We start from the raw sequence: 26,559 nt of genomic DNA on the forward strand, positions 1-26,559 counted from the left end.
ATATGGAAAAGAAAGATTTACGCATCGTCTATATGGGCACTCCCGATTTTGCCGTGGAGAGCCTGCGCCGCCTCGTCGAAGGGGGTTACAACGTGGTAGCCGTCATCACCATGCCCGACAAACCGGCCGGGCGCGGTCACAAGATTCAGTTTTCGCCGGTCAAGGAGTATGCCCTCTCCCAAGGGTTGCCGGTGCTGCAGCCCGAACGGCTGAAGGACGAGGCCTTTGTCGAGCAGCTGCGCAGCCTGCATGCCGACTTGCAGATTGTCGTGGCTTTCCGCATGCTGCCCGAGGTGGTGTGGAACATGCCGCCGATGGGCACCTTCAACCTGCACGCCTCGCTGCTGCCGCAATATCGGGGTGCCGCCCCGCTCAACTGGGCCATCATCAACGGCGACACCGAGACGGGCATCACCACCTTCTTCCTGAAACACGAAATCGATACGGGCGAAATCATACAACAGAGACGCATCCCTATCCTGCCCGAGGATAACGTGGGTACCATACACGACAAACTGATGGTGCTGGGCGCCGACATGGTGGTCGAGACGGTCGACGCCATCCTGGCCGGGACGGTGAAACCCATTGAGCAGGAGTCAATCCAGACCGACGAGCCACTGCGTCCCGCCCCCAAGATTTTCAAGGAGACCTGCCGCATCGACTGGTCGAAGCCCTGCGTGCAGATTCACAACCTGGTGCGGGGTCTGTCGCCCTACCCGGCCGCCTGGTGCGAGTGGGTATCGGCCGACGGCAACCGGTTGAGCGTGAAGATATTCCGAACCACCCCCGTACCGGCCGCTCACCACTTCGAGCCGGGCAGCATACACACCGACGGCAAGAGCCGCATCGACGTGGCCTGCGCCGACGGTTATGTGCGCATCGAGGAGCTGCAACTTGCCGGCAAGAAGCGTATGGCTGCCGCCGACCTGTTGCGGGGATTCCACCTCGACGACACGTTCAGATGCGAATAGAAATCTCTCCGGGATTCAACGCCTGTGCAGAGGGACGGACCGCAGGGCATGTCCGATGACGGTGGCCACCTTGTGCACCGGTATCGCCTTGGAGGCGATGATGAGCAGCACGGCCACCAGAATCATAAAGATACCCATACCCAACCGCAACGTAAAGGCTTCGCCGAAGATGGTCACCCCCACGACTACGGCCGTGAGGGGTTCGAGTGCGCCCATAATGGCCGTGGGTGTAGAGCCTATGGCGTGAACGGCCTGCGTCATGGTGACCAGCGAAATGACCGTGGGCACCAAAGCCAGCATGATGGAGAAGAACCACATGCGCGGCGTGGTGAGCGGCTGCAGCGGCGTGTGGCTGCCGAGCGAGGCTTGCAAGGCGATGGCCGTCATGCAGACGAGCAGGACATAGAAGGTGAGTTTGATCGACGACATGACGATGGACGAGCGGTTGACCACCACCATATAGAGGGCATAGGTGAGGGCCGAAACCAACACCAGCACCACCCCCGTAGTGTTGAGCCCTACACTGCTGCCGCCCCGATAGAGCAGCGCGATACCCGAGAGGGCCAACAGAATGGAGAAGACAGTGACTCCCGACAGCCGCTCCTTGAAAAAGAGGGCCATGATTACAGCCACCATGATGGGATAGACGAAGAGAATGGTAGCGGCAATGCCGGCATCGAGGTAGTGGAAACTGGTGTAGAAGGTAAGTGACGATACGGCAAAGAGGATGCCCAGCGTAGCGAGGGTTTTCAGCTCCTTGCGCGACAGCTTGAACGACTGATGCTGCGCCCACATGATGCCGGCGAGAATAATCACCGCAAACAGAAACCGGTAGAAAAGTACCGAACTGGAGTTCAAACCCTCGCGGTAGAGGTAGAGGGCACCCAGCGGATTGGTGCCGTAGCTTACTGCCGAAACGATACCGAGTATCGTGCCTTTGACTTTTGTACTCATTTGCTATCCCTTTTTCGGGGTGCAAAGATACACACGACATTGGTCTCGAAGGATAGGTTTCCGGCTGTTTTTTTTCGGAGGAGTTGTCAGAAGGCGTTCTTCTCGCCCTTGAAGGCATTGACTACGGTGAGGAAAATAATCTTGATGTCGAGCCAGAAATTCCAATGCTCGATATACCACACGTCGTACTCGACCCGACGCTCCATCTGCCACAGTTCGCGAGTCTCGCCCCGGTAGCCGTTCACCTGCGCCCAGCCGGTGATGCCCGGCTTGATGAGGTGCCGCAGCATGTACTTGTCGATAATCTTGGAGTAGTCGTGGGTGTGCTTGACCATGTGGGGACGTGGCCCGACAACCGACATATCGCCCAGGAATACGTTGATAAACTGGGGCAGCTCGTCGAGGCTCGTCTTGCGCAGGAACTCGCCCACCCGCGTCTTGCGGGGGTCGTGACGCGTAGCCTGCAACTCGTCGCTGGCGGCATTGACCCGCATGGTGCGGAACTTGTAGCAGTTGAACTCTTTTCCCCGGAAACCGGTGCGCTTCTGCTTGAAGAATACGGGGCCCGGCGACGAGAGCTTGACGGCTATGGCGATGGGGATGAAAATCACGGGCGAACATACCAGCACGACTGAGGAGAAGACCAGGTCGAAGGCCCGCTTCAGCATGCGGGAGTAGATGTTTTGCAACGGCTCGGGATGGAGCGAGAGTACCGGTACGTTGCCGACCAGCTGGAACTCGAGCTGCCGGTGGATGTAGCGCCCTACGTCGGGCACCATGAAGAACGAGATGTTGTGCGACTCGGCAAACTTGAGCAGGCGGGTAATCTTCTCCTCCTGCCGCATGGGCAGGGCGCAGTAGATTTCGTCGACGTTGTTGGCCGTAGCAAAGGCCTCGACAGCCGAGCAGTCGCCCTGGAAGTTGGGCAACGACTTTTTCAAGGCAAGGTTGTCGTCGAAGAATCCCATAAACTTGTAGCCGTAACCGGCATCGGAACGCAACTCGTCGAGCAGCTTCGTACCCATGGCACCGGCCCCTACAATAACTACCCGCTTGAAGTTGTAGCCCTTGCGGCGGAAGTATTTGAGCAGCTTGCGCGAACCTACCCACCAGACGGCCAGCAATACCGAGAGGAGCAGGTAGAACTTCAGCAGCACCAGCGAGCTGATGTCGTCGATTTGCAGGAAGAATATCAACAACAAAAATGCCGCCAGATGGCTCAACACCGACTGCGACACTTTAATCAATACTCTGTCTACATGGAGGATACGCAACTCGTGCACCTTGCCGAAGAAGAGGAAAACGGGGAAATACGAAAGATTGAGCAGGAGCCAGATAATCTTCTCGGCAAAGCCCCCTTCGAAGCCCCCACCCCACAGGCACACGGCGGCATAGGCGATGTTCAAACAAAAGAAATCTCCGATGATAATCAGCGACTTTATCATATGTCCATACCGACCTCGTGCCATTGTTTCTCTCTCTTGTTCCGATCTATTTTTATTCGACAAACCTGCGCTCCCCACCCGGTTTGGGTACCGCGGGGGAAATAACAGGGCAACCCGGTTTGGAAGGGTCGCCCTGCGTTGGCATCTTATTTACTACAAATTCTTATCTATAAGTTGCACCTTCTGCTCGATAAGCTGCATCTCTTCGCGGATTTTCTGCATCTTCCGCTCCATCTCCTTCAAGAGGCCGCTCGACTTCTTCGACGAGATGTTCAAGAAGCCGATGTTGTTTTCGTAGGTTTGCAGCTCGGCTTTCTTCTGGTCGTACATGCGCAACAGTTTTTCGCGCTCGCGATAGAGCTTGTCGTGGTTGCCGTCGGCCATTTGCTGAACCGAGGCCGAGAAGTTGCTCAGGCGGTTGCGAGTCTCGGTCATGTTGAGGCGGGCAAAGAGGATGTCGAGTTGAGCCTGATACTCTTTATAGATTTTGTCTTTCTCCTTGAAGGGTACATAGCCGATGGTGCTCCACTGGGCCATCAGTTCGCGTACGGTCTTTTCGGCTTCGGCCGGGTCGACCGACTCGTCGATGGCCTTGAGGCGGGCAATGATGTCGCGCTTCTTCTCGAGATTCTCCTGCTCGGTTTGACGAGTAGAAGCCAGCTGGCTGTTCTTCTGAGCAAAGAAGTAGTCGCAAGCGGTTACGAAGCGTTTCCAAATGGCGTCGGAGTGTTTCTTGGCTACGGGGCCAATGGTCTTCCACTCTTTCTGCAGAGCTACGAATACGTCGGTCGTCGCCTTCCAGTCGGTGCTGTCCTTGAGAGCCTCGGCCTTTTCGCACAAGGCTTTCTTCTTCTCGAGGTTGGCGGCCATCTTCTCTTTTACCGTCTTGAAATACTCGGCCTTGCGGGCAAAGAATTCGTCGCAGGTCTTGCGGAAGCGCTCGAACAGCAGGTTGTTCATCTTGCGCGAAGCGAATCCCAGGGTTTTCCAGCGGCTTTGCAGGTCGAGCACATGCTTGGTGGCCTCGTCCCACTGGGCAAACGAGTTGAGGGCATTCATGTCGATGGCCTCAATTTCTTCGCACAGCGCCGTCTTGGCCTCTTCGTTCTTGCGCTCAACCTCTTTGCGCGCCTCGAAGAAATTTTGATACCGCTTGTTTACCTCGGTCGAAGCATCCTTGAAGCGATTCCACAACTCCTCGCGCAGCTCCTTGGCCACGGGACCGATGCCCCGCCACTCGTCGTGAAGCAGCTGCAACTGCTTGAAGGCAGCCACCACGTCGTCGTTGGTGAGCAAAGCCTCGGCAGCCTCGCAAAGGGCTGTTTTCTGCTCGAGGTTCTTCTTGAAGTCGTAGTCGCGCAACTCCTTGTTGATTTTCAACAGGTCGTAGAAGCTTTCGACACAGGTCTGGAAACTCTTCCACAGGCCCGATACCGCAGCCGAGGGGAGGTCGCAAGGTTCTTTGAAAGCCTGCTGCAACTCCTGGAAGCGGGTGTATTGCTTGTTTATGTTGTCCGAATCGGCGGTAATAGATTTCATCTCTTCCAAAATCTGCTGCTTGCGGGCCAGATTCTCCTCGCGTTGTTTCTCGAGCGAGGCGGTATATGCGGCCTTTTTCTCGCGGAATACAGCCAACAGCGATTTGAGCGTCTCTTCCTGCTCGTCGGGTGTGGGGACGAACTCCGACTCGGGGTTACCGGCAGCGACGAAAGCATTGCGAGCCTCTTCTATTTCGATTTTTTTCTGTTTATAATAGGCTTGTTTCAATTCATCGACCTCTTCCTTCACCTCTTCAACCGGGCCCTCAATCAACTTTCGCAACTCGTCGATAATCTCTTCTCTCGAAAGTTTCGGAGCCGGCTGTGCCGAATTTTGTTCCTCCTCGGCGGGAGTCATAGTTTGACCTGCATGGAGTTCTTCTGCATTCATATCAGGTTTTTCAAGCTCTGTTGTCATAGTATATTCAGTTTTATGAAAGATAAAATCTTTATTCTCTATACAAATTAAAAAAATTTTTTTGTCATTTCATACAAAAAAGTCATATAATTTTCACGAATCAATCCTCTTTTTCGGGAAGTGGCGCCTCTTTCCCGGCAGGAAGGGCCTCACGACGGAGTATTTCGATGCAGCCGAAACCCAGGTTCACCTTCTCGCCGATGCCGGTCTCGTACATGATTTGATGCAACAGAGGGTCCATCGACACCCTGAATTTGTACATGTAGCCGATGACCTTCGACTCGTCGGGGGTAAATCGCATCATAAAGATGCCTTTACGCTTGGGCTCGGATAGAAGAGTCCACGAAAAATCGGTATTCCCCTCGAAGGGGTGACCGAATATTCTTTCGTACTTGGACAGAATCGAATGGTAGAAACAGTCGGCATACGAGGGATGGTCGGGCCCGATGTACTCCATGCTGCGGTTGGAACGAGCCACCATGAAGACAATGGGCGAGAGGGCCAGATACTCCGACACGGGGCCGAACTCGGGCGCAGGACAGTCGATAATCTCCTCGACCGCGAGCTCTACCCGGCTGCGGCGATCGCCCAGCACAAAGGTGGTATCTGCAAAAAGCGTCTCGACAAACTCGCGTGTCCCCCGTACGGGCAGAAACGAAATCCACATCTGTACCTTCTTGACCAGAATGTGCAGCCTATCGTTCTCGACCCGGATGCGCGGAATGTAGAGGTTGGAAAACGAAAAGAGCCGGTTGCGACAATCGTCGACCGGGGCAAACCCGTTGCTGGAAAGCCAGTGCAAGTAGGCATCGAAATTTTCACGAATGCGCCGATACACGGCTGCCGACAACTCGTACTGATAGCTTACCGGCAAAATGTTGCCAAAACTTTCGGACTTAACCGCCAAGACTAATTTGAATCGCATAATAACTACTCTATATCATTTATCAAAGGTGCACCGGAGGGTATCGACTTATACCACAAAGTCGAACTGTTTTCCGGCACAAACAAATCTCTTGCAACTCGCTGTAAATCGTGTGGAGTAAGACGCTTGTAACGGTCGACTTCACAATCGATATTTTCGGCTCCGCCCAACAATTCGTAATAGGCCAGGTTGGTAGCCTTGTTCAAATAGTGCAAATTGGAAAACAGGTCGTTCGACTCGAAACGATTGACCACCTTGTCGAGCTCACGCTGGTCGACAGGCGTGTCGCAAATGCGGCGCAACTCGACGTCGATGGCTGCCTCGCCCTGCTCGAGCGAGACGCCCGGCGAGAGTTTGCCCTTCACCAGGAAGAGCCCCGGCTCGATGTCGCCGGTTACCGAGGCGTCGAGCTCGGTGAAGAGTTTTTCGTCCATGACCAACCGACGGTAGAGCCGCGACGAACGGCCTGAGGAGAGCACATCGGAAAGGGCATCGCAAGCCTGATAATCGGGGTGCCGACGGGCCACCATGTGATAGGCCTTGAAGATGGCATCGAGCGGCACATCGCGCTCGACCGTCTGACGACGGGGCTGGGTCTGCACCGGCTCCTGCGGCAGATGGCGCGGAGCAATCTGTCGGCTGGGTATGGGGGCAAACCACTTTTCGCACAACTCGACAGCACGCTCGAAAGGCAGACTGCCCGAGATGCACAGGATGGCATTGTTGGGGGCATAGTGGGCAAAGAAGAACTGCTTCACCTCGTCGAGCGTAGCCTCGGCTATGTGCGAGACCTCACGGCCGATGACAGGCCACCGATAGGGGTGCACCCGATAGGCCATGGGTCTGAGCAGCAGGTACGAGTCGCCATAGGGTTGATTCAGATTCCGCTGCTTGAACTCCTCGATGACCACCTGTTTCTGCACGGCCAGCGACTCGGGCGAAAAGGCGAGGCTGAGCATGCGGTCGGACTCCAGCCAGAAGGCGGTCTCGATATTGTGTGTGGGAGCAACCGTGTAGTAATTGGTCACATCGTTGCTGGTCCAGGCATTGTTCTCACCCCCGGCCTTTTGCAGCGGAGTATCGAAATCGGGGATATGCACCGACCCACCGAACATGAGATGCTCGAATAGATGGGCAAATCCGGTGCGCGAGGGCGACTCGTCTTTCGACCCTACATCGTACAGCAGATTCAACGCCGTCATGCGCGTAGAGGCGTCGTAGTGGTGTATGATGCGCAAACCATTGGACAATATGTGACGACGAAACGGTATCACGCTCTTACTCCTCGATTTTCATTTTTATGATTTTGACATCGGCCACAGGGCGATCGGCGGCACCGGTCTCGACCTGCTGTATCTTGTTGACCACGTCCATTCCCTCGATTACCTCGCCGAATACGGTATACTCACCATCGAGATGGGGCGTACCGCCCACCGTGGTATAGGCCTCGCGCTGTGCCTGAGTAAAGGTGCGCTTGCCCTCACGCTTGATCTGCTCCTGCATCTGGGCTACAAGCGTATCTTGCAAAGCCTGCAACCCCTGCATGTCGCGAGCCTTGCGCATTTTGATAATCTCCTCGCGATGGTTGGCGGCCAAAGCCTGGAATACCGACTGTTGCTGTTGCATCTGCATCTGACGCTCCATCTGGTCGAGTTGCTGCGGGTTGTACACTTTGCCGGTAACGATATAGAACTGCGAGCCCGACGATGCCTTTTCGGGATTCACCTGGTCGCCCTGTCGGGCAGCAGCCAATGCCCCGCGTTTGTGGAAATACTTGGGGTAGACAAACTCGGCCGGGAGGGTATAACCCGGGTCGCCCATGCCCAGCATCTTGCCGGCGGGGGCATTTCGGGAGGTACCGTCGCCTCCCTGTATCATAAACTCGTTGATTACACGATGAAACAGTGTTCCGTCGTAATATCCCTCCTTGACCAGCTTCACGAAGTTGTCGCGATGCGCGGGGGTATCGTCGTACAGTTTCACCTTAATATCTCCCATTGTAGTCTCCATAAGGACAACTGTCTCCTTATGGCCGTTTGAGGCACAACTCATGTTGAATATTATTAGCGATAAAAAAATAAAACAAATACTCTTATTCATATAACTCCTGTTTAGCCGCGTCGGTGCGAATCATGAAAGTATGCAAATAAAAAAACATCGGCCGTATGGACCGGGCCGAGCGACTTCTATTACCCGTACTTCATTTACAAAGGTACAAAATTAAATGATTTCTTAACATAGGAAAATAGAAATTTATATTTATCAAAAAAGGCGCCCCGGATTCAGTTGTACCAAGGCGCCTTTCATTTGCTTATTTTCAGTGAGTTATCTTATCAGCACTTTTATCGTAGCGGGACCTTTATCGGTGGTAAAATATACCAGATAGAGTCCGGCATCGACCGGGATACGGATGTTTTGCTCGATTTCGGGAATCGAGGCGACCATCTGGCCGGCCGCATTATAGACCGTTGCCGATACCTTCTCGCCCGACATCGGCTCGACCCAGATGGCCCGGTCGCGGCCGTAAACCTTCGCGGCAGGGAGAGCAGCAGACTCTACCCCACTGTACTGGGTGGTGAAGAGATACTCGACCGTTTGCGATTCGCCCGACTCGTATATGGCCTTGACTCCGGCCGTATAGGTACCGTCGGGGAGCGACTCGAAGGTGTAGAAGTTGTCGGTTATCGCCGTGGCCTTCATCTCGCCGTTGAGGTAGACATTGTAGGTAGCATCGCCTACCTCGGGGGCAGGAGCATCGACGGCAGGACCTACGTAGAAGTTGTCGACCTTGAGCATCCAGCCATCGTAAGAGACATAGTTGACGGCCAGGTAGATTTCACGGTTGACGAAGTCGGGCAGCTCGACCGTCACCTCGTACCAGCCACCCTCCTCGAAAGTACACTTGTAGAGCTCGACAAACGACGAGGGGTCGGTCGACGACTCGGAGGCCATCACCCGTATCGACTCGGGTATGCCGGTAATCTCGCCCGGATTGCCGTAGACGTGTGCATAGAAGCGCAGCACATACCCTTCGTTGATCTTCTGCTTGGGAGCGATAAGCCAGTCGTCGGAGGCGGCCTGCTGGGCTCCGAAGAACATCACATACTTCTTGCCCCACATCGTGTTGAGGTAGCCGTCGACATCGCACGGAGGTGTCGTGGCTTCGGGATTGAAGATAAAGACAGGCGACTCGCCGGCATCGAATCCCGGGAAGGTGACATTCTGCCCGTTGACCGAGAGCAGATAGTGCTGCAGGCGGTCCTGGTCGTAGGTAACCCAGTCGCCGAAACGGGTGGCAAAGTCGTCGTACTCTTCGAAGCTATCGCTCCAGCCCAAATCCTGATTCCAACGGAAGAGGGCGTCGGTCGTATGGCTGTCTTCACGGTAGGTAAAATCGACCGAAAGGTTGTAGGGTTCGGTAATCTTCTCGACCAGCGAGAGGTCGATGGTCATGTCCCGATCGATATTGACAAAGGTATCTAGCGGCATGTAGCGGTCGTCGTTGATGCCGATTACATACTCGCCCTTCTGCAGCGAGGCAAAGTGCGATAGGCCCGACCGTATGGTGTCGGTCACCTGGTAGCTGCCCGAGAGATAGCTCACGGCAATTCCATCGGCCGACCCTCCGTTGACGGTCACCTGTACCTTGACATCGGCATAGGCCGAGGCTGCCGGAACTTCGATTTGGGTAGTAGCCACCGACGACTCGGAAACCCGGTAGACCGACTTCACACCCAAGGTGTGAACGCCGGCCTCCAGATTGTCGAAGAAGAAGGAATTGGTCTGCACCGAACCTACCTCGCGATTGTCGAGATAGACGGTGTAACTTTGCGGATCGTCGCCGGCCGCTATATTGCGATGACGGATTGCCCGGGGCAACCGAGCCTTTACCTGCGAGGGATTCAGCTTGGCCGACCCTACGAAAAAGTCGTCGACCATCAGCATCCAGCCCGCCTGGGTAATATACTGAATGGCTATATAAACATCTTGTCCTTCGTATTTCGAGAGGTCATACTCAATCGTACTCCACGAGTTCCACTCTACCGATTCGTAGTTGCCTTGTGTCAACGGCATGAAGTCGCTCTCGGCGGTTCCGGCAGTCGAAATCCACACCTTGAAACGCTCGACAGGCGCATCGGCCGCCTTGGCCTTGAAACGCACGACATTGTTTACCCCTACGTGTATCTGGGGTGTGATGGCCCAATCGTTATTGGTGGTACCGCTGGCCGTACGGATAAAGCCCATATACTTCTTGCCACTGTACGGCCGCAGCTGTGGTGCATAGAACCACCACGAGACGGGATAGACATCGCTGCCGTCGGAGGTTACCGAGACATAGGCTTCGTCGGGAGCCACAATCGTGGCATACTGCTTCAGCCCACTGTTGGGATAACCGCCCTGCATGAGTACGGCGGCCGACTCCTGGTCTTTGTCGATACCGGTCCACGGCGTAAGGTCGAGAGTAAACGAGGGGTAGTCTTCAAAATCGTCGAAGAAGTAGTCGGTCTCCTCGTTCCACACCAGCGAGGCATCGTTGACACCGGTCTTGGGATCGTGTGCAAGTACCGCCTGCAGATTGTAAGGGGTGCGCACCGGCTCTTCCATCACAATCTTGAGTACCGTATCGCTCTGTATGTCGAGCGCGGCGTTGTCGTAGGTCTTCAATCCCTCTTTCTCAATAACCAGCCGGTGAATGCCCGGATATATACTTTTCTCGGTATAGACTCCGTTAGCTCCCAATACCCGGTTATAGACCAAACCCGACTCGGTTCGCTCCAGATAAAAGGGGGTTCCGCTCATGTCTTCGCCCGTAACGGAGGTGACCTGCAAGGTGAGCGAAACAGTCTGCTGAGCCATCGCCGCCAGGCCCCAGCCGGCGAGGGTCATTACCAGAGCTAAAATTTTTTTCTTCATTGCTTTTCTATAAAAATTTGGTATTTACGTATCGTTGTCGTGTGCTGTTCGCAAAAGGAACAAAGAGGGCTCCATCGACCAGGAGCCCTCCGGGTATATTCTCCCCCACCCTGCGGGGGTAAGTTTCTAACGCTTCATCACCCGTGTCGTAACGACGGTGTCGCCCTGAGTGAGAGTTACGAGATATATGCCAGCAGCCAGGTCGTGCATCGAGAGCGACTCGACATCGGCCGCCTCGCGCACACAGTTGCCGGTCAGGTCGTAGACCCGCACGTGAGCCACACCACCGCTCCAATAGAGGTAATCGGTCGTGGGGTTGGGATAGATGGCCAGACGGGGTTGCGACAGTTCGTCGACGGCCAAGGTGGGCATGCCGGCAATATCGCCCACGTAGATTTCGTCGAGCGAGCCGCCCGTAGACGAACCGTTATTTTCGGTAGCGACAAAACGCCAGCGCAGGTTCACACTCTTGCCGGCATAGGAAGCCAGCGATACATATTTGTGACGCCACTTGGTACGATCCTGGGTATAGGCCAACGGGGTCCAGGAGTCGTCATCGACCGCCCGGATTTCGAAATAGAGCGTACCGTCGGTATCGTCGACCTCGTCGAGGGGCAATTCGGTGACAGCCTCGTTTTCATACCCGGTTTCCAAACGGTTGCAGAGAGCACCGCCCCAGGCAAATGAGGCAACCATGTCGCCCGTCGTGGGGAGGACAATAATCGGCGTGGTGAGCGTAGACTCCTCGCCGGCATAGTTGTGCCATACCGAAGCCGAATATTCTCCGGCATATGGGCCGATATTGTTCGATTTCCACTGCTGTATGCCATCGCCCTGATGATTGGCGGCCCAACCCATGGGAGGCACGGCACCCTCCTCGAATCCCTGGGTGTAGGGGAAGTTGCGAATCGACTGGTCGGCCATGGTGGTAAACGACCAGACGGTAGCCTCCTCGTTCTTGCCTACGGTATTGTAGGGTACAATCTTCCAATAATAGGTAGTCGCGGGGGTGAGCTCGGGAATCGTATAGGATACCGACGAATTGCCTTCGAGACGGACACCGTCGAGCAGCGAGGAGGGATTGGCCTTGTCGGTTCCTACCGAGAGTTCATACCCCTCGGCAAAGAGAGCGGGTTCCCACGAAAGGGTGAGCCGGGCGTACTCGACATCGACAGCTCCGTTTACGGGACTGGGGGTAGTGATGGCCAGAGGAAGATCGCCTGCACCGTAGAGTTTGGGCAATACCACGTTGTCGAAGTAGATGTCGGTCACCACCATGTTGTCGAGGCCGCCATCGCCGATTTCGAACTCGTAGGTCCAGCGCAGATATACATCGTCGCTCACCACGAAGTTGCCGTTCTGGTCCTTGATTTCGATTTCCTTCTGTACCCACTCGTTGTAACGGCTGTCGTCGAGCGAACACCACAACTCGGTCCAATCGGTGTCGGAACCCTTCTTGTAATAGCAAATGAAGTAGGTGGTGGGAAGGAACGAGTCGTCGATATACTCCTCGCCGGTGGTTTCGATGTAATCGAATTTCACCTTACCGTTCCCGGCCGAGAGGTCGAGACGGGGCGAAACGATGTCGCAGGTAGTCATGCCGCCCACGGTTACCGACTTCACACCCGAGGTAGCTATGCCCTCGATCGTGCGCCAGCCTTCGTTGCGCGACCAACCGGCCGGCGGGAAGATGTCGCCCTCGAAACTCTCGAGCGTATACCCCTCTTCGAGCACCACTTTGGTTCCCGAGAGGTTGACCGAAAGGGTTCCGCCATTGGTGTGAATCTTCATTACCGTGCTGCGGGCCCCTTCGACCGTGGGGTTGTAGTTGATGCGATACTCAACCTCTTCGCCCCGCTTCAGCGACACCGTGGCGGGATCGAGCGTGGTAGAGAAGTCGGTACCCTCGAGGCCTTCGATACCGGTGATGGTCAAGACACCGTACCCGATGTTGCGAAGCGTCATGGGCTCGGACTGAGCCAGATAACCGATGTAGGAGTTGGAGAAGGCATACGACGTAGAGCCTTCGACCTCGGGAAGCTGCTCAATCTTCTGATTCCCCACCTTCACATCGTCGACAGCCAGCGTGGCGGCGGTGTAGTTCTTGTACAACACCGACTGAAAATAGAAGGCAATCGACACGTTTTTACCCTCATAAGCCTTCAGACTTATGTTGGGAGTCAGTTTCTGCCAGTTTGCCACACTGCCGGTAGCCGTTCTATCCCACGGCCAGGGCAGACCCGAGTTTTCTATATCTTCCTGTGAAGCCACATCCCAAAGGTCGTTCCAGGAGGCTCCGTTGTCGGTCGATACCTTGATAACGAAACGACCGTAAGTTTTTTCAGACGGGAGAAAAGCTGAGGCATTGCACCAGAAAACAAACGACAGCGTAGCATCTTGAGCTATATTTACAGAAGGGGTAATGAGCCACTCCTCTTTCGTGATGCCGGCTGCACCCTCGGCATAATTGCTTACTACCTCGGCACAACCCGACCCGGCGATGGGCGACCCCGTGATTTCGTTCCAATTCAAATCCCAATGTGCAAAGGCCGTCGCCTCGAGGTTATCCGGCAGTTCGGTACCTGTGACAGTCCACCCTTGCGGCGGGAAATTCTGACTCTCGAAATTCTCGTTCAACACAAGATTTTCGGCGGCAAAAGCCCCTGCGCTGCCAATCAGCAGCGCGAGGGAAAGAAAAAGTTTTTTCATAGTAAACATAGTTTCGATTACTTTTTAACGATTTGGGTGGTTCGATGCTCACCGGCAGTTTGTACCGTCACCAGATATACTCCAGGAGCCAGCGCCGACATGTCGAGACTCTCGACCTGCTGAGCGGCCAATTCCTGTTTGCCCGTAATATCGGTAACGACTACACGGTCGCACGTTTCCTTGAAATAGAGCGTAGATACCACCGGGTTGGGATAAACCTCGAGGCAATCGCCGTTCACCTCGTCGATACCCGAACCATCGGTAATATTGAGTACAATCTCCTGTACCGTAGTTTTGGAGCCGTCGGTCACCGAAAGTTTCATAATAATCTCTTCGGCCTGTCCGGGGATACCCGACAATGTACCGCCGTTGGTACCCGGGGTATGGGTAATCCAGAAGGGTTTGCCTTGCAGCGTCACGGTCAAGGCATCGCCATCGGGATCGGCTACGGCATAGTTGTAGGTCCAGCGTTTGCCCACGGTAGCGGTAGTCTCGGGCACCGTAGTAAAGTAGGGCGCATTGTTGTCGCTGGCTACGTATTCGAAATTCTCGAAATAGAAGTCGTCGAAGAAGGTGACAAAGCCCTGACCCGGCGTATTGTTGCGGATGGCCACGTAGATGGGTTGTCCGGCATATTGACTCAGGTCGACATCAAACTCGGTCCACGACGTCTGGCTGTCGCTGTTGTTCTTGTGGGGTACCTGTACCGATTCGAATCCCGAAACGGGCGAGAAGCTCGACACGGCATTGTCGGTGGTACTTACCAGTACGGTGAGAGCGGCAAAGGGGTGATAGGTGTTGTCGCCGTCGTACGACTTGGCATAGAAGCGGAAGTGTGCATCGTCGCGAGCGGTCATCTGGTCGCTGATAATCCAGTCGACAGCCTCGGAAGCATCACTGGCAGCCATGGTAGCCAACAGTTGGTCGCCCGAGCGGGGATAGATGTTGCGCCAGTCGGCACCGTCGGGTTCGGGCAATTGGTTGATGACGATGTAGGCATAGGCGGTACCGATGTTGGGATAGTTGATCATCACCGGCGAAACCGTAGCGGCGTGGTCGGCATCGACCGTGGTAAAGCCTTTGGGAGCAATGGAGCCGAACTCGTCGTCTTCGAAGCTGAAGTAGCGGGTGTACATGCCCAGTGCGTTACCCGATACGGGGAACGAAATCGAGGGAGCATCGTCGAAGGTGATGGTCATTTCGTCTTCGACCAGGGCCGAGGTTGTGCCGGCGGCAAAGGTGATGTTGAAGTCGACACTCTCGCGGCTTTCCAATACCATGTCTTTGTGCAGCGAGGTAGAGAAGTTGGCGTTGGCAAACGATACACCGGTTATCGTCATCGTCTTTTCGCCATCGTTCAAGAGGTTCAGCATTTTGGAGGTAACGGCCTTGTTGTAGTTGACATCGCCGGCCTCCCACGAGGATACGTTGATGACGGCCTTACCGGCAGAGGGAGCCTCTTCGAGCAGAATCTTGTCGAGCGAAGCACCCGAACCCATATAGTCGACCGTGCTGTAACGCCAGCGGAAGTTCACCGTCTTGCCCCGGTAATCGGAGAGGACGATGCGTTGGCGTTCCCAGCTTTGCCCCTCATCCTGAGCTGCCGAGATGAATGCCAACTGGTGCCAAGCGTTATCAACTTTGATTTCGAAATAGAGCGTATCCTTATTGATGGTGGTCGTGCCTTGTACCGATTTGCTCAATCCGGCCGGTACGGCATTGCCCCAATAGAAACTGATCTGCATGTCCTTATCGGCAGGCAATGCAAAGGCAGGCGTCTGCAGAATGCCCTGCTGATGGGAACCGCCGGCCGAAATGTAGGCCGAGCCCTTGCCGTCGTACGTGGTGTAGTTGGTCAAATCCCATTCGGTATACCCCTCGCCGATGTTGCGCCAGCCCAGCGGCGGGAATGTCTCGCCGTCGAAACCTTCGGACCAGGGGAAGGTGCTCACGGTCTGGTCGGCCAGCGTGGTGAAACTCCATACCTCGGGCGAAGGCGTTTCACCTGCTTCGTTGCAGGCAACGACTTTCCAGTAATAGGTAGTAGCATAGTCGAGTACGGGGAGGGCATAGGAACACTCGGTCACCTCGGCACCATTGACTACCGAGAAGTCGGTAGCCGATTTTCCTACATACACCTTATAGGTCTGTGCAAACTGTACACCACCCCAGGTGAGCACGAGTTCTTCGTTGAAGATATCGGTAGCTCCATTCTCGGGCGAGGGAGTCGTAGCAGCCCCGGGTATCGAAGAGCTTCCGTAATAGGGCGGCAAGATTACATCGTCGAGGAAAGTCGTAGAGTACTCGGGCAGGTCGTCCCAACCGCCGGTCGACAAATCGACGTCGAGCACATATTTGAACATGACATAGCAGTTGTCCGAAGCCGGAGTACCCAGGTCGACAGTCAGGTGCTCCCAACGGTTGATGGAGTCACACGAGGCTATCTGGGTCCAGGTATTCTTACCGTCTTTGGAGAAGTAAACCTCGAATCCGCTCTCGGAGGTGGCGGCATCGTCGGCCGTGGGTTCCCACACGTTGGCATAATTGAACTGCAACTCATACGAACCCTCGGAACAGTCGAGACGAGGTGTAACCAGCGTGGGGTTGTTCTCGGCAAAGCTACACGAGGCGGAGTAGTCGCCCGAGGTAGCATAGGCTCGTCCCTGAGACCAGCCCTCGTCAGCCGTCCAGCCCAACGGCGGGAAGGTGCCGCCCTCGAAACTTTCGAGATTGTAGTTGTCGGGAAGAATGATTTTGGTTCCCTCCAAAGCGATGGAGACATCGCCGCCATTGGTGTGAATCGTCATCGTGGCCGACTTGGCGCTCAAGGCCGAAGAGGGAGTATAGCGTACATAAAATTCATATTCGGCACCCGGTTTTATCGAAACATCGGCCGGGACCAAATCGGTAGAGAAATCGGTACCGTCGAGTCCCGAAATGCCGGTTACGGTAAGTGAACCTACACCCTTGTTGCTGAGGGCAAACTTGTCGGACCACTTGCCTACCCCGATGTAGGTACCCGGGAATACATACGAGGTGGGAGTTACTTCGGCTATGGGAGCCTCGATAGCAGCACCCGATTCGACTACCACATCGTCGACCCAGGCACAATTACCTTTACCCGAACCGCTCACCAGCAGGCAATGGACAAAGGCTATCTTTATTGTCTTGCCGGCATAAGCCTTCAGGCTGAGCAACGACGAGTTTACCGTCCAGGCAGTCCAGGGATAGACTACACCACTGTTCTCGACCTGTTCCTGATTGAGAAACGAGAAGATGGTCGTCCACGACTCCCCGTCGTTGTCGCTCACGCGCACCTGCAAGTCGTATTCGTTTTTGAAAGCGGCAGCCGACGCCCCTTCCCACAGGAACGACAAATTGTAATTGGTATTGCTCAACGTAATTGCCGGAGAGATAATCCACTCCTCCTTTACCGGTTCAACAGGATCCCACGATCCGCCGTCACAAAACAGACTTATCGAGCCAGAAAGCGCCGACCGCCCCGTCTCGAGAGTCCAATGGTAAATGGCACCCTCCTGAGTATCGTTTACTACCGTCCAGCCATTCGCTGGGAAATTGGTTGCCGTCCAAGATTCAAAATTCTCGTTCAGCAAAACCTCTGCTCGCAATCCCACTATAAACAGGAAGAAAGCACAAATAAGCGTAATTCTCTTTGCCATCGTAAATATATTATTAGGTTTATTATGAAATTACATTACATGCAAAAACCAACAAAATATTACAACTATTTATTCATCTCTTGCAAATATAAAAAATTATTCGGAATAAACCTATATTTTCTATAAAAATATCACCATATAAAGCCGCATTTTTTAAACTTAGAATATTTATACAAGATAAAACAAATGTTATTTTTATAAAATTATAACTATTCCAATTGAGCTTTACAGTCAAATCCTGCGTAAGTATAGAAATTATTTCAAGTCTATTTAGCTATATAAACAATTAAGAATCAACCATATAAAAATTTATTCCACCAAAAGCGGCTACTAACAAAAAAATACTTCAAGAGTAAAAATCGCTACAAAAAGATTGATTTTATCGAGCAAAAACAACAAACATAAAAATCTCCAAGAAAAGCCAGAAGGGGGACAGGATAAATGGCCGGGAAGAAAACGGAGATGCCTTACAAGGGAAGAACAGGAGAGAGGAGCATCAGAAACAAGAACGCCGCCTCCTGCCCTGCTGCGAGCAGAAAAGCGGCGTATCGTCTATACGGATAACCGGGTAGATGCCGAGTTGTACCTTATTATATAATACAATTACATCACATCGTTGGCATAGACCCGCTTGTAAATACGGCGGAAATTGTCGCTCTGCCGATTCAACTCATCGACATGCGTCTTATAATCCTCGCCCCAAATACCCGACAGCAAATCGACAATGTATTTGTGTTCACGATCCTTTTGGAGCGAAGCGGCAATGAGCTTATCGATAATCTCCCTGTATTTGTCGGGGCCGGTGGCATGCAGATAGAGCGCAGCACTCACGGTAATCTGGCCGGTGAGGTCGACCCGGATGATATTGTCGGCCAAAGCAGGCATATCGTCGTCGCAGGTACCCATGTGGTTGGCAATATACTCATAGGTGAGCAGGCCATCGGTATCGCTGCTTAATATCTTTTTCAAATCGTTATTCATAGTTTGCCTTCTTTTGAATGACACAAATTAAATAAAAACTTTTGTCGCCACAAAATATTTCATAAAACAGTTTGTGCGAGGAGGCCAAAAAGCCTCACTTTTCGAAGCGGATTCCCAACCCAAGGAGCCTTCTTTACGAAATAGGTCGCACAGAAGCATTTCATACAGCCCGATAGCCATTTCGTACAGTCGGACCAAAAACAGTGCTGTCCATGCAACCATTTCACCATCTTTGCAACAGACTCCTCAAAAACAAAAACAAACTATGAAACTGCTACACCCCATCGGCCTGGTACTAATCGCGACAAGTGTGCTTATCGCGGGATGCACACGCCAGAACAAGACAACCGCGGAGTTTGCGAAACACAACTCGGTCTATTACTGGAAAACGACCTTTGCCCCCGACTCGGCCGAACGAGACTTCCTGGCAGAGCACGACATCGACCGCATCTACCTGCACATGTTCGATGTGGCCGTAGAGCCCGACTACGAGACCGGCGGCTCCGAAGTCGTGCCCATCGCCACGACTCGGTTCGAAGCACGGGTACCCGACGAGATAGAGATTGTACCGGTCGCCTATATCACCCTCGACGCCCTGCGGGCCATGGCGGGGAAAGAGCGGAAGTTCGCCCCCCTCATCGTCGACCGGCTGCTGGCCATGAGTTCGTATAACGAGTGCGGAAAGATAAACGAGATACAACTCGATTGCGACTGGACGGCATCGACCCGCGAGAGCTACGCCGTGTTGTGCCAGACGGTCAGAGACTCGTTGCAGAAAAAGGAGATAGAGCTGAGCATAACCGTGCGGCTGCATCAGTTGCGCGAACCGGCACCCCCGGCCGACCGGGGTGTACTGATGCTGTACAACACGGGGGCATTGAAGGGGCACGACACCCGTAACTCGATACTGGACATCGCCGATGTAAAACCCTATATGACCCGGAAACGGTACCCGATTCCCCTGGACTATGCCTACCCCGTATTCGGCTGGGGTGTCAAATTCGAGGGAGAAAAATTCGTATCGATTGTGACCGAGGCCGACACGGTGTCGCAGCCCGGCGAGTCGGTGCGGCGAGAGCGGCCTGCCGCAGCCGAAATAGTAGCCGTCAAGAAGCTGGTCGAAAGCTATTTGGGCCAACCGGCAAGCGGCAACCTGCTGTATCACCTGGATTATGCACAACTCAAACACTACACCCATGAAGAGATCGATCAGATTCTTGGCCGTTAGTCTGGCCGCTCTGTTTACCAGCCACGAAGTTGCTGCCTGCTGGGAGCCCTGGTATGCCCCGGAAGAGTATTATATGTATAGAGTGTATGAGCCCGATTCTGCCGACCCATCGCCCCTCCGGGAGGACGAGGAGAATTGCCGGGAGTGGCAGCGGCTAACCTCGCCCGATATTCCTACGGCCGATATTTACCAAGCCGTATACAAGATGCCGCTCGAGGAGCTCGAACGGGTAGAGACTCACCGAATGGGAAAACACGACAACCCTTTCGTCGCGTGGATTGCCCAACGCGATACGGCCCTGCTCGACTTCCTGCTGCTGGCCAAGACCAACGAGTACATCCGCCTGAAGCGCAACTCGCGCTGGTACTACCCTTCGATGAAAATCGGGGCACGTATGACGTTCGAAGAGGTGGCCGAACATGCCCTGTCGAACCGGGAACCCAGACTGCGCGACCGCTATCTGTTGCAAGCAGTACGGGCACTCTTCACGCTGGGGCGATACGAGAGCTGCATCGACCTGTGGGAGTCGGAGGTGTCGCGACTGCCGGCCGACAACCTGATGCGCCGCCTGATCGAGCCCTACATAGCGGGGGCCGAGGTACGCACGGGACAAGCCGAGAAGGCTCTCCCCTACTTTGCCCGGACCGGTGACGTGGGCTCCATTCTCTTCTACACGGGGCAAGGCAGCAAGAACGTGTCGACCGTCGACGCCCTCTCGCTCGTGTGCCAATATGCACCGAACAGCCCTTACATAACTCAGACGTTGCAGAGCTACATACGCAGTCTCGAGGTGCCCGACACCTTCTATCCCTGCGATACGGCAGCGATCCGGGCCGAAAAGGCGAAGCTGCATGACCTGTGTATGAAGATGGCCCGCAACAAAGAGACGGAGGTACCGGCCATGTGGTACTACACGGCCGCCTTCCTGTCGGGCCTCGACGGAGAGACCAGCCAGGCCTATCGACTGCTGCGGCTGGCCGAGCGGGCCCGGTCGAACCCGTTTATCGACGCGTCTATCAAAGTATTCCGCATCTACCTCGATGCCCGCACACAACCCTGTAACCGGGCTTACGAGAGGCGACTGTTCCAGCAACTCGAGTGGCTCGACAAACAAATCGCAAACCGCCTGACCGAGCCGGTGCGCGACGAGACCACCCACGGGTACAAGTTGATACGATGCGCCAGTTTTTACTACTGGAACGACATGATGCGGCGCATCGTGCTGTCGGAGGTGTGTCCCCGCATGCTCAAGGCCGGCAAAACGACCCGGGCGCTGCAACTGGCCAACATGGCCGACAACCGGCTGCTGGGAGTCGTAGGCAAACAAGAAGTGACACTTGTCACAACCGACGAAAACGGAGACTCTCGGTTTGTGCAACAGGTATTGCCGCTGGACAAGTACCGATACTCGGGCGAGTTCAACGCATACGATTACAGCAACCACTTTTTCGAGATGATCGACAGCCTCGGGACCGACGCCGCCATCGCCTACGTGCGGCGGGTGCAACGGCCGCAAACGGCATTCGACCGATTCCTCAACGCCCGGGGCTACACGGGCAACGACTACCTCAACGACATAGCGGGCACGCAATGCCTGCGCGCCATGCGATACGGCGAGGCCATCGGCTATCTGGGTGCCGTGAGCGAGGCCTACAAGCGCCACCTCAACGTAGAGGCGAAATACGACCCCTTCGCCGTACGGGCTACCTCGACCGAAAATCCCGCCGATTTCAAATTTGCCTTTGCCCGGGAGATGCATTCGCTGGAGCAGAACATGCAGACGACCCGGGAGCCCAACCGCAAAGCCCGGCTGATGGTGCGCTATGCCATCGGGCTGCGCAACTCGTTCGACCGTTGCTGGAGCCTGACCCAATACTACCGGGGCAGCTGCTACTGGGGGCAGGTGTGCGAGAAGCGCGACTGGGAAAACGACCGATATACCCGCGCGGCCCTGGCCCGAGCCGAAGCCCTCGTACGGCAGGCTACCGACCTGATTACCGACGACGAAACGGGAGCCGACATACACTACACCCTGTGCAACTTCCGCACCGTGGCCCGGCGATACCCACACACCCAAAAAGGGAAACTGGTTCGGGGTCATTGCGACCATCTGGCTGACTATCACGCCGAAAAGGTCGGACGTCGTTGAACCGGACCTTTTGCCGATGAAGCCCTGAACGACACATCGAAAAGCAGCCAAGCACGCAAAAAAAATATATCGGGATATAGGATTTCCTATTTTTTTAATGTAAGTTTGTTGGATAATCGAATCTATACACGACATTATGAACAACAACCTCATCATCACCATAGGCCGGCAATTCGGCAGCGGCGGCCGTGAAATTGGCAAGCGGCTCTCCGAACTGTTCTGTATCGCCTACTACGACAAGGAATTGATAAACGAAGCCTCGAAGTCGAGCGGACTCAGCACCGAATATTTCGAGAAGGCCGACGAACGCGCCCCGAGCGCCCTGCTCAATTCGTTCTCGATCAACTGGCTCACGGGGGCCGGAGGCTTGTGGGGCGACGGAGGTTTGTCGAATGAATACATCTTCAAATTCCAGTCCGACGTAATCCGCAAACTGGCCGAGACCCAATCGTGCGTAATCGTAGGACGATGTGCCGACTATATCCTGCGCCAATATCCACGATGCTACAACGTGTTCATACACGCGCCGCTCGAGGATCGCATTGCCCGCATACTGAGCCGCTCGCAAGGAATGACACGCAAGGAGGCCATCGAACTGGCCGAAAAGAAAAACAAACTGCGCGCCGCCTACTACAACTTCTATACCGACAAGGGTTGGGGGGTATCGTCGTCGTACGACCTGTCGATAGACTCGTCGATACTGGGCAGCGAAGAGACGGCTCTCTTCATACGCGACTTTATCCTGAAGAAAGACCAACGTCCCAAGTGGGAGAAGAAGAAAAAATAGAAGCCCTTACTTTTTGTGCATCTCCAGATAATCGGAGCAGAGCGAATAGATGATACCGTCGACGATACCGATGGTAGGCACCCATATCTCCTGCGCGCCGATGTGTGTGGCTATCTGCAGATAGATGTCGGCTGCAGGCACAATGACGTCGGCACGGTCGGGCTTGAGGCCGAAACGCTCGATGCGCTCGACAATGGGATAGCTGTTGAGCTCGTTTCTCAACTCGAGCAGGCGCTCTACGGTGAGGGGCTCGCGAGCCGGTATTTTGGCCAGATGGTGCAGCTTGTTGATGTTCCCGCCCGAGCCGATGATGGAGATTCGGGGATATGACTCTTTCACCCGCCTCAAGTCGCGGTACATGCGGAAGAGTTCGCTGCGGCTCAACTTCTTGTTGAGGATACGCACCGTACCGATGTTGTACGACTGGGACTGCAACAACGAGCGGTTGCTGATGATGCTCACCTCGGTACTGCCGCCACCTACATCGACATAGACAAAATTGCCCTCCTGCTCAAACTGGTCGACAATGTGGCTGTCGTAGACGATACGAGCCTCTTCGAGACCGTCGATAACCTCGATGTGAATGCCGCTCTTTTCGGAGATATAGCGCACGATTTCGGCCCCGTTCGACGAGTCGCGCATGGCCGAGGTGGCACAAGCCCGGTAGGAGACTACGTTATAGACCTGCATCAACTGCGAGAAGGCGTGCATGAGTCGCAGCAGCTTCTCGGTCTTCTCGGTAGAGATACGCCCTTTGGTAAAGGTATCTTGCCCCAACCGCAACGGCACACGCACGATGAAGACCTTGGATAAATCGGTTACGTTCTCATCCGGATTGATACCCTTGATAAGCAGTCGCACGGCATTGGAGCCAATATCTATTGCAGCAAAATTGAGTTTGTCCATAAAGCCTATCTCCTTTCTGAGCGAAGATACGCATTTATCCCGTATGTTGAACGTCGCAAAGGCAAGAATATCGCCCCCGCCCCCCTATTTTTTGCATGTACGGCTCACCCCCGACTCAACCATTTGCCCCGCTCGCATGTTATACTCAGGTACAAACTCAGGCGCAAAACAGTGATTGGTTATGCTTGGGCAATGCGCCTTCTACCCCGCACCAAGGGGGCAAGGAGGCCCCTCCTGTTTTATTATCAGGTATTTATCAATAGTCGGGAAGGGCCTCCTTCTTTCAAAGAGTATCATCATGCCACAAGTCGAGAGAGAGCCGGCATTACTTTTACCGGAAATTTTTCTGTCCTATGAAATCGAGAATTATCTTCAACGGCATGAATCGCCATGCTTCGCCTGCGACTGCCCAGCCGGGCGACTGCTCGTCGGTGGTCAATCTGCGCAAACAATCGGGCCACCTGATTCCCGTGGGCACCCCCAAGTATCTGTACAATACCCAGGAGAAAGACCGCCGACTGCTCTATGTGCATACCTGCTACGACGGAGAGCATCACATCACGGCCAACGACTATGCCCTCTACTACGAGGTGAATATCGACCGGGATAGCGAAAAGATAACGCCTGTCGAAAAAGAGCTGTTTACCCTCAACGGGAGTACCGCACTGTCGGTTCAGTCGATTGGCAACACCCTCATCGTCATCTGTGCCGAGCATACCTACTACCTGCTCTACAAAGAGGGCGAATATATATTTTTGGGCGAGCAACCCGACTTTCCCGAGATTTCGTTCTCGGCCTATACCCGCTATACCGACGCTTATATCGTGCCCGAGCACACCTTCTCCGAGACCTACAACAACCCGACCTACCTCAAGACCGAGGAGACCAACTTCTACAACGGGGCCTACTACGATGCCTTTTTCCAACTGCAGGAGCAGGCCTGGAAACGGCGTTATTTCATTCAGCCCATACTCATTCGATATGCACTCACCCTCTACGACGGCAGTCGCATATTCTCGTCGACTCCCGTCATGCTCTCGCAGGCCAACCCCATACAGCCTTCGCAACTGAGAATCCGCATCAAAAACTCGAACAACATCTGTACGGGAACCTACGAGGGACAGATTATTGCCGAAAACTTCATCGTCAAATATTTCATTCACAGTCTGAACCTCGAAAACTGGAAGGACATCGTGAAGAGCATCGACTTCTTCGTAACCCCCGAAGCCACGATTTTCGAGACGGGCGAAACGCTGCAAGGCATGGACTTCAAAATCGAGCGTACCCAAGAGAACGGCAACACCGTCTTTTACGTCACGGGCGACATCTCGTTTCTGGACCGGAACGAAATCAAGAAACAATACATGCAAAGTTCGCTCTTCTACAAAATAACTTCGATCGAAGACTGGAGCAACCTGAAGGTGGGCGAATGGTACGACTTTTACAGCGACATACGCCCCGACATGCTGGTACACGAAGAGGTGCTATCGCCCGACAATACGACCCTGCTCTCAACCGGAGCGCAAGTGAGCTACGTGCTCAACAAGCGGCTGCACCAGGCCAACCTGAGCCGCAAGATGTTCCCGGGGTTCCCGCTGATCATGCAGACTACGGGGCGAACCAATGCCGAACCGGCCGAGGCCTATATCTGCACCTACCTCAAAACCGAGCGAGGCGAAAGCATGGTGGTGTGGAGCGGGACGACCGACTACTTCTACAACCAGCTCTCGCCCTTCATCTCCTACCCCGACAGCAATGCCTACCTGATGGAGATTGTCGTGAAAAGCGCGTCGGGACTGTACCGCAAGCGCATCGAGCTCACCCCCTCGGAGTATGAAAACCGGGCCGACTACCTCGACGATTCGTTTGTGGCAGCACCTCTGGAGGTCGATTCGGCAGCGGGCTCGAGTGCCCTGACCATCCCCTCGCCCAGCAACGACGTCTATACGCAGGACAATATTCTGCGGGTATCGAAGTATGAAAACCCGTTTGTCTTTCCGGCCGAACAAACCTACTCGGTATCGAACGGAGCCATCACCGGCATCGCGAGCATTACCACGGCCCTCTCCGAGGGACAGTTCGGCGAGTTCCCGCTCTACCTTTTTACCGAAGAGGGCATCTGGGCCCTGCAAAGCGGCTCGGGCGAGGTGTGCTACAGCAACCAGCACCAGTTGAGCCGTGAACCTATTTCGAGGGAATATCCCATCATTCCCCTCGAAGAGGCTATCCTGTTTGCCACTCCAAAAGGGCTATCGATTTTACAGGGTGCAACCACGCAGCAGCTTCTGGCATTCGACGAACTGCCCTACGAAGACAATTCGAAGCTTCAAGACTATCAGCTCTCGAGCAATATATTACAGGCAACCTGCGACACGACACCGCTCTCCGACTTCATTCAAGGATGTATCATCGCCTATAACCCCATCGAAAAAGAGTTGCTCTTCTGCCAACCTCGACTCGGATATACGGTGGTTCTGCATCTGCCCTCGATGTATATGTACCGCACGACACAAGTCTACACCTCGTATCTTTACGATGCCACACATCTGTTGGGTCAGGATAAACAGGGGAATATCTTCGATCTGCAAAAAGAGATACGGAACAATACGGCACAGATTGTACTGCTCACCCGTCCCATCACGCTCCAGAGCGAGAGCTATCAACGGTGGAGGGAACTTTCGCTGCGGGTCTCGTCGTCCGGGAAGAAAACGATTCTCTCGTTATGGGGAGGCAACGATGCCGAAAACAAGTTTGTCACCGTGGGGCAGCTGTCGAACAGCGGCAAAATACCGGGAAAACTGACCCTGCACATTACGGGCCCGGCCTACAAATATTATCGGATTTTCTTTTCGGGCGACGTGATGCCCGACTTCCATCTGTGGGCGGCCGACACGCTCGCTATTCCTCTCGACCTCAACTCCCGACTGTACTGACAGAAGACCGACGTGAAGAGA

At 54.4% G+C, this 26,559-nt stretch carries 16 protein-coding genes; 5 read left to right on the top strand and 11 right to left on the bottom strand.

The window, feature by feature from the left end:
• The first annotated feature begins 2 nt into the window (after positions 1-2).
• Positions 3-971: a methionyl-tRNA formyltransferase gene (fmt, locus tag NW211_RS00190; RefSeq protein WP_258326444.1), complete on the top strand. Its 969-nt coding sequence runs from the start codon at positions 3-5 to the stop codon at positions 969-971.
• A gap of 15 nt (positions 972-986) precedes the next feature.
• On the opposite strand, the gene NW211_RS00195 is transcribed toward fmt, so the two are convergent.
• The 10 genes from NW211_RS00195 to NW211_RS00240 form a co-directional block, all read right to left on the bottom strand.
• Positions 987-1,925, bottom strand: coding sequence for a DMT family transporter (locus NW211_RS00195; RefSeq protein ID WP_258326445.1), 939 nt, complete (start codon positions 1,923-1,925; stop codon positions 987-989).
• Between the two features lie 86 nt (positions 1,926-2,011).
• Complete coding sequence (locus tag NW211_RS00200) at positions 2,012-3,370, bottom strand: undecaprenyl-phosphate glucose phosphotransferase (RefSeq protein ID WP_258326446.1); 1,359 nt, start codon at positions 3,368-3,370, stop codon at positions 2,012-2,014.
• 153 nt (positions 3,371-3,523) lie between these two features.
• Positions 3,524-5,326: a DUF349 domain-containing protein gene (locus NW211_RS00205; RefSeq protein WP_375379558.1), complete on the bottom strand. Its 1,803-nt coding sequence runs from the start codon at positions 5,324-5,326 to the stop codon at positions 3,524-3,526.
• A 100-nt stretch (positions 5,327-5,426) separates the two neighbouring features.
• Positions 5,427-6,251, bottom strand: a complete 825-nt coding sequence (cas6, locus tag NW211_RS00210; protein ID WP_258326449.1) for a CRISPR-associated endoribonuclease Cas6 — start codon at positions 6,249-6,251, stop codon at positions 5,427-5,429.
• A 5-nt stretch (positions 6,252-6,256) separates the two neighbouring features.
• On the bottom strand, positions 6,257-7,525 hold the full coding sequence (locus tag NW211_RS00215) for a pitrilysin family protein (RefSeq protein ID WP_258326450.1): 1,269 nt from the start codon (positions 7,523-7,525) through the stop codon (positions 6,257-6,259).
• A gap of 4 nt (positions 7,526-7,529) precedes the next feature.
• Complete coding sequence (locus NW211_RS00220; RefSeq protein ID WP_162611670.1) at positions 7,530-8,351, bottom strand: peptidylprolyl isomerase; 822 nt, start codon at positions 8,349-8,351, stop codon at positions 7,530-7,532.
• Positions 8,352-8,576: 225 nt separating this feature from the next.
• Positions 8,577-11,165: a T9SS-dependent choice-of-anchor J family protein gene (locus NW211_RS00225; RefSeq protein ID WP_258326451.1), complete on the bottom strand. Its 2,589-nt coding sequence runs from the start codon at positions 11,163-11,165 to the stop codon at positions 8,577-8,579.
• A 126-nt stretch (positions 11,166-11,291) separates the two neighbouring features.
• Positions 11,292-13,874 (bottom strand): T9SS-dependent choice-of-anchor J family protein, encoded by a 2,583-nt coding sequence (locus NW211_RS00230; protein WP_258326453.1) that lies wholly within the window; start codon positions 13,872-13,874, stop codon positions 11,292-11,294.
• A 17-nt stretch (positions 13,875-13,891) separates the two neighbouring features.
• Positions 13,892-17,554: a T9SS-dependent choice-of-anchor J family protein gene (locus tag NW211_RS00235; RefSeq protein ID WP_258326454.1), complete on the bottom strand. Its 3,663-nt coding sequence runs from the start codon at positions 17,552-17,554 to the stop codon at positions 13,892-13,894.
• 603 nt (positions 17,555-18,157) lie between these two features.
• A complete protein-coding gene (locus tag NW211_RS00240) occupies positions 18,158-18,535 on the bottom strand; it encodes a hypothetical protein (protein ID WP_087408098.1) in 378 nt (125 codons plus the stop codon).
• A gap of 265 nt (positions 18,536-18,800) precedes the next feature.
• On the opposite strand from NW211_RS00240, the gene NW211_RS00245 reads away from it, so the two are divergent.
• From NW211_RS00245 to NW211_RS00255, 3 genes are all read left to right on the top strand, one after another.
• Complete coding sequence (locus tag NW211_RS00245; RefSeq protein WP_258326455.1) at positions 18,801-19,763, top strand: hypothetical protein; 963 nt, start codon at positions 18,801-18,803, stop codon at positions 19,761-19,763.
• Positions 19,732-21,912, top strand: a complete 2,181-nt coding sequence (locus tag NW211_RS00250) for a hypothetical protein (RefSeq protein WP_258326456.1) — start codon at positions 19,732-19,734, stop codon at positions 21,910-21,912. The genes NW211_RS00245 and NW211_RS00250 overlap by 32 nt, the downstream gene beginning before the upstream one ends.
• A gap of 136 nt (positions 21,913-22,048) precedes the next feature.
• Positions 22,049-22,699, top strand: a complete 651-nt coding sequence (locus NW211_RS00255; protein ID WP_258326457.1) for an AAA family ATPase — start codon at positions 22,049-22,051, stop codon at positions 22,697-22,699.
• Positions 22,700-22,705: 6 nt separating this feature from the next.
• Here NW211_RS00255 and NW211_RS00260 read toward each other — a convergent pair whose 3' ends face one another.
• Entirely contained in the window at positions 22,706-23,605 is a 900-nt protein-coding gene (locus tag NW211_RS00260; RefSeq protein WP_087408102.1) for an exopolyphosphatase, read from the bottom strand.
• A 353-nt stretch (positions 23,606-23,958) separates the two neighbouring features.
• Between NW211_RS00260 and NW211_RS00265 the strand changes: the two genes are divergently transcribed.
• On the top strand, positions 23,959-26,538 hold the full coding sequence (locus tag NW211_RS00265) for a hypothetical protein (RefSeq protein WP_258326458.1): 2,580 nt from the start codon (positions 23,959-23,961) through the stop codon (positions 26,536-26,538).
• The last annotated feature ends 21 nt before the right edge of the window (positions 26,539-26,559 follow it).

This window comes from Barnesiella sp. ET7 (genome assembly GCF_024733785.1).
GTDB classification, from domain to species: Bacteria; Bacteroidota; Bacteroidia; order Bacteroidales; family Barnesiellaceae; genus Barnesiella; species Barnesiella merdigallinarum.

Coding starts and splice junctions, on each gene's coding strand:
- NW211_RS00230 (WP_258326453.1), bottom strand. CDS start 13,874: ATGAAAAAACTTTTTCTTTCCCTCGCGCTGCTGATTGGCAGCGCAGGG.
- fmt (WP_258326444.1), top strand. CDS start 3: ATGGAAAAGAAAGATTTACGCATCGTCTATATGGGCACTCCCGATTTT.
- NW211_RS00225 (WP_258326451.1), bottom strand. CDS start 11,165: ATGAAGAAAAAAATTTTAGCTCTGGTAATGACCCTCGCCGGCTGGGGC.
- NW211_RS00205 (WP_375379558.1), bottom strand. CDS start 5,326: ATGACAACAGAGCTTGAAAAACCTGATATGAATGCAGAAGAACTCCAT.
- NW211_RS00200 (WP_258326446.1), bottom strand. CDS start 3,370: ATGATAAAGTCGCTGATTATCATCGGAGATTTCTTTTGTTTGAACATC.
- NW211_RS00235 (WP_258326454.1), bottom strand. CDS start 17,554: ATGGCAAAGAGAATTACGCTTATTTGTGCTTTCTTCCTGTTTATAGTG.
- NW211_RS00220 (WP_162611670.1), bottom strand. CDS start 8,351: ATGAATAAGAGTATTTGTTTTATTTTTTTATCGCTAATAATATTCAAC.
- NW211_RS00265 (WP_258326458.1), top strand. CDS start 23,959: ATGAAATCGAGAATTATCTTCAACGGCATGAATCGCCATGCTTCGCCT.
- NW211_RS00240 (WP_087408098.1), bottom strand. CDS start 18,535: ATGAATAACGATTTGAAAAAGATATTAAGCAGCGATACCGATGGCCTG.
- NW211_RS00255 (WP_258326457.1), top strand. CDS start 22,049: ATGAACAACAACCTCATCATCACCATAGGCCGGCAATTCGGCAGCGGC.
- NW211_RS00195 (WP_258326445.1), bottom strand. CDS start 1,925: ATGAGTACAAAAGTCAAAGGCACGATACTCGGTATCGTTTCGGCAGTA.
- NW211_RS00250 (WP_258326456.1), top strand. CDS start 19,732: ATGAAGAGATCGATCAGATTCTTGGCCGTTAGTCTGGCCGCTCTGTTT.
- NW211_RS00245 (WP_258326455.1), top strand. CDS start 18,801: ATGAAACTGCTACACCCCATCGGCCTGGTACTAATCGCGACAAGTGTG.
- NW211_RS00260 (WP_087408102.1), bottom strand. CDS start 23,605: ATGGACAAACTCAATTTTGCTGCAATAGATATTGGCTCCAATGCCGTG.
- cas6 (WP_258326449.1), bottom strand. CDS start 6,251: ATGCGATTCAAATTAGTCTTGGCGGTTAAGTCCGAAAGTTTTGGCAAC.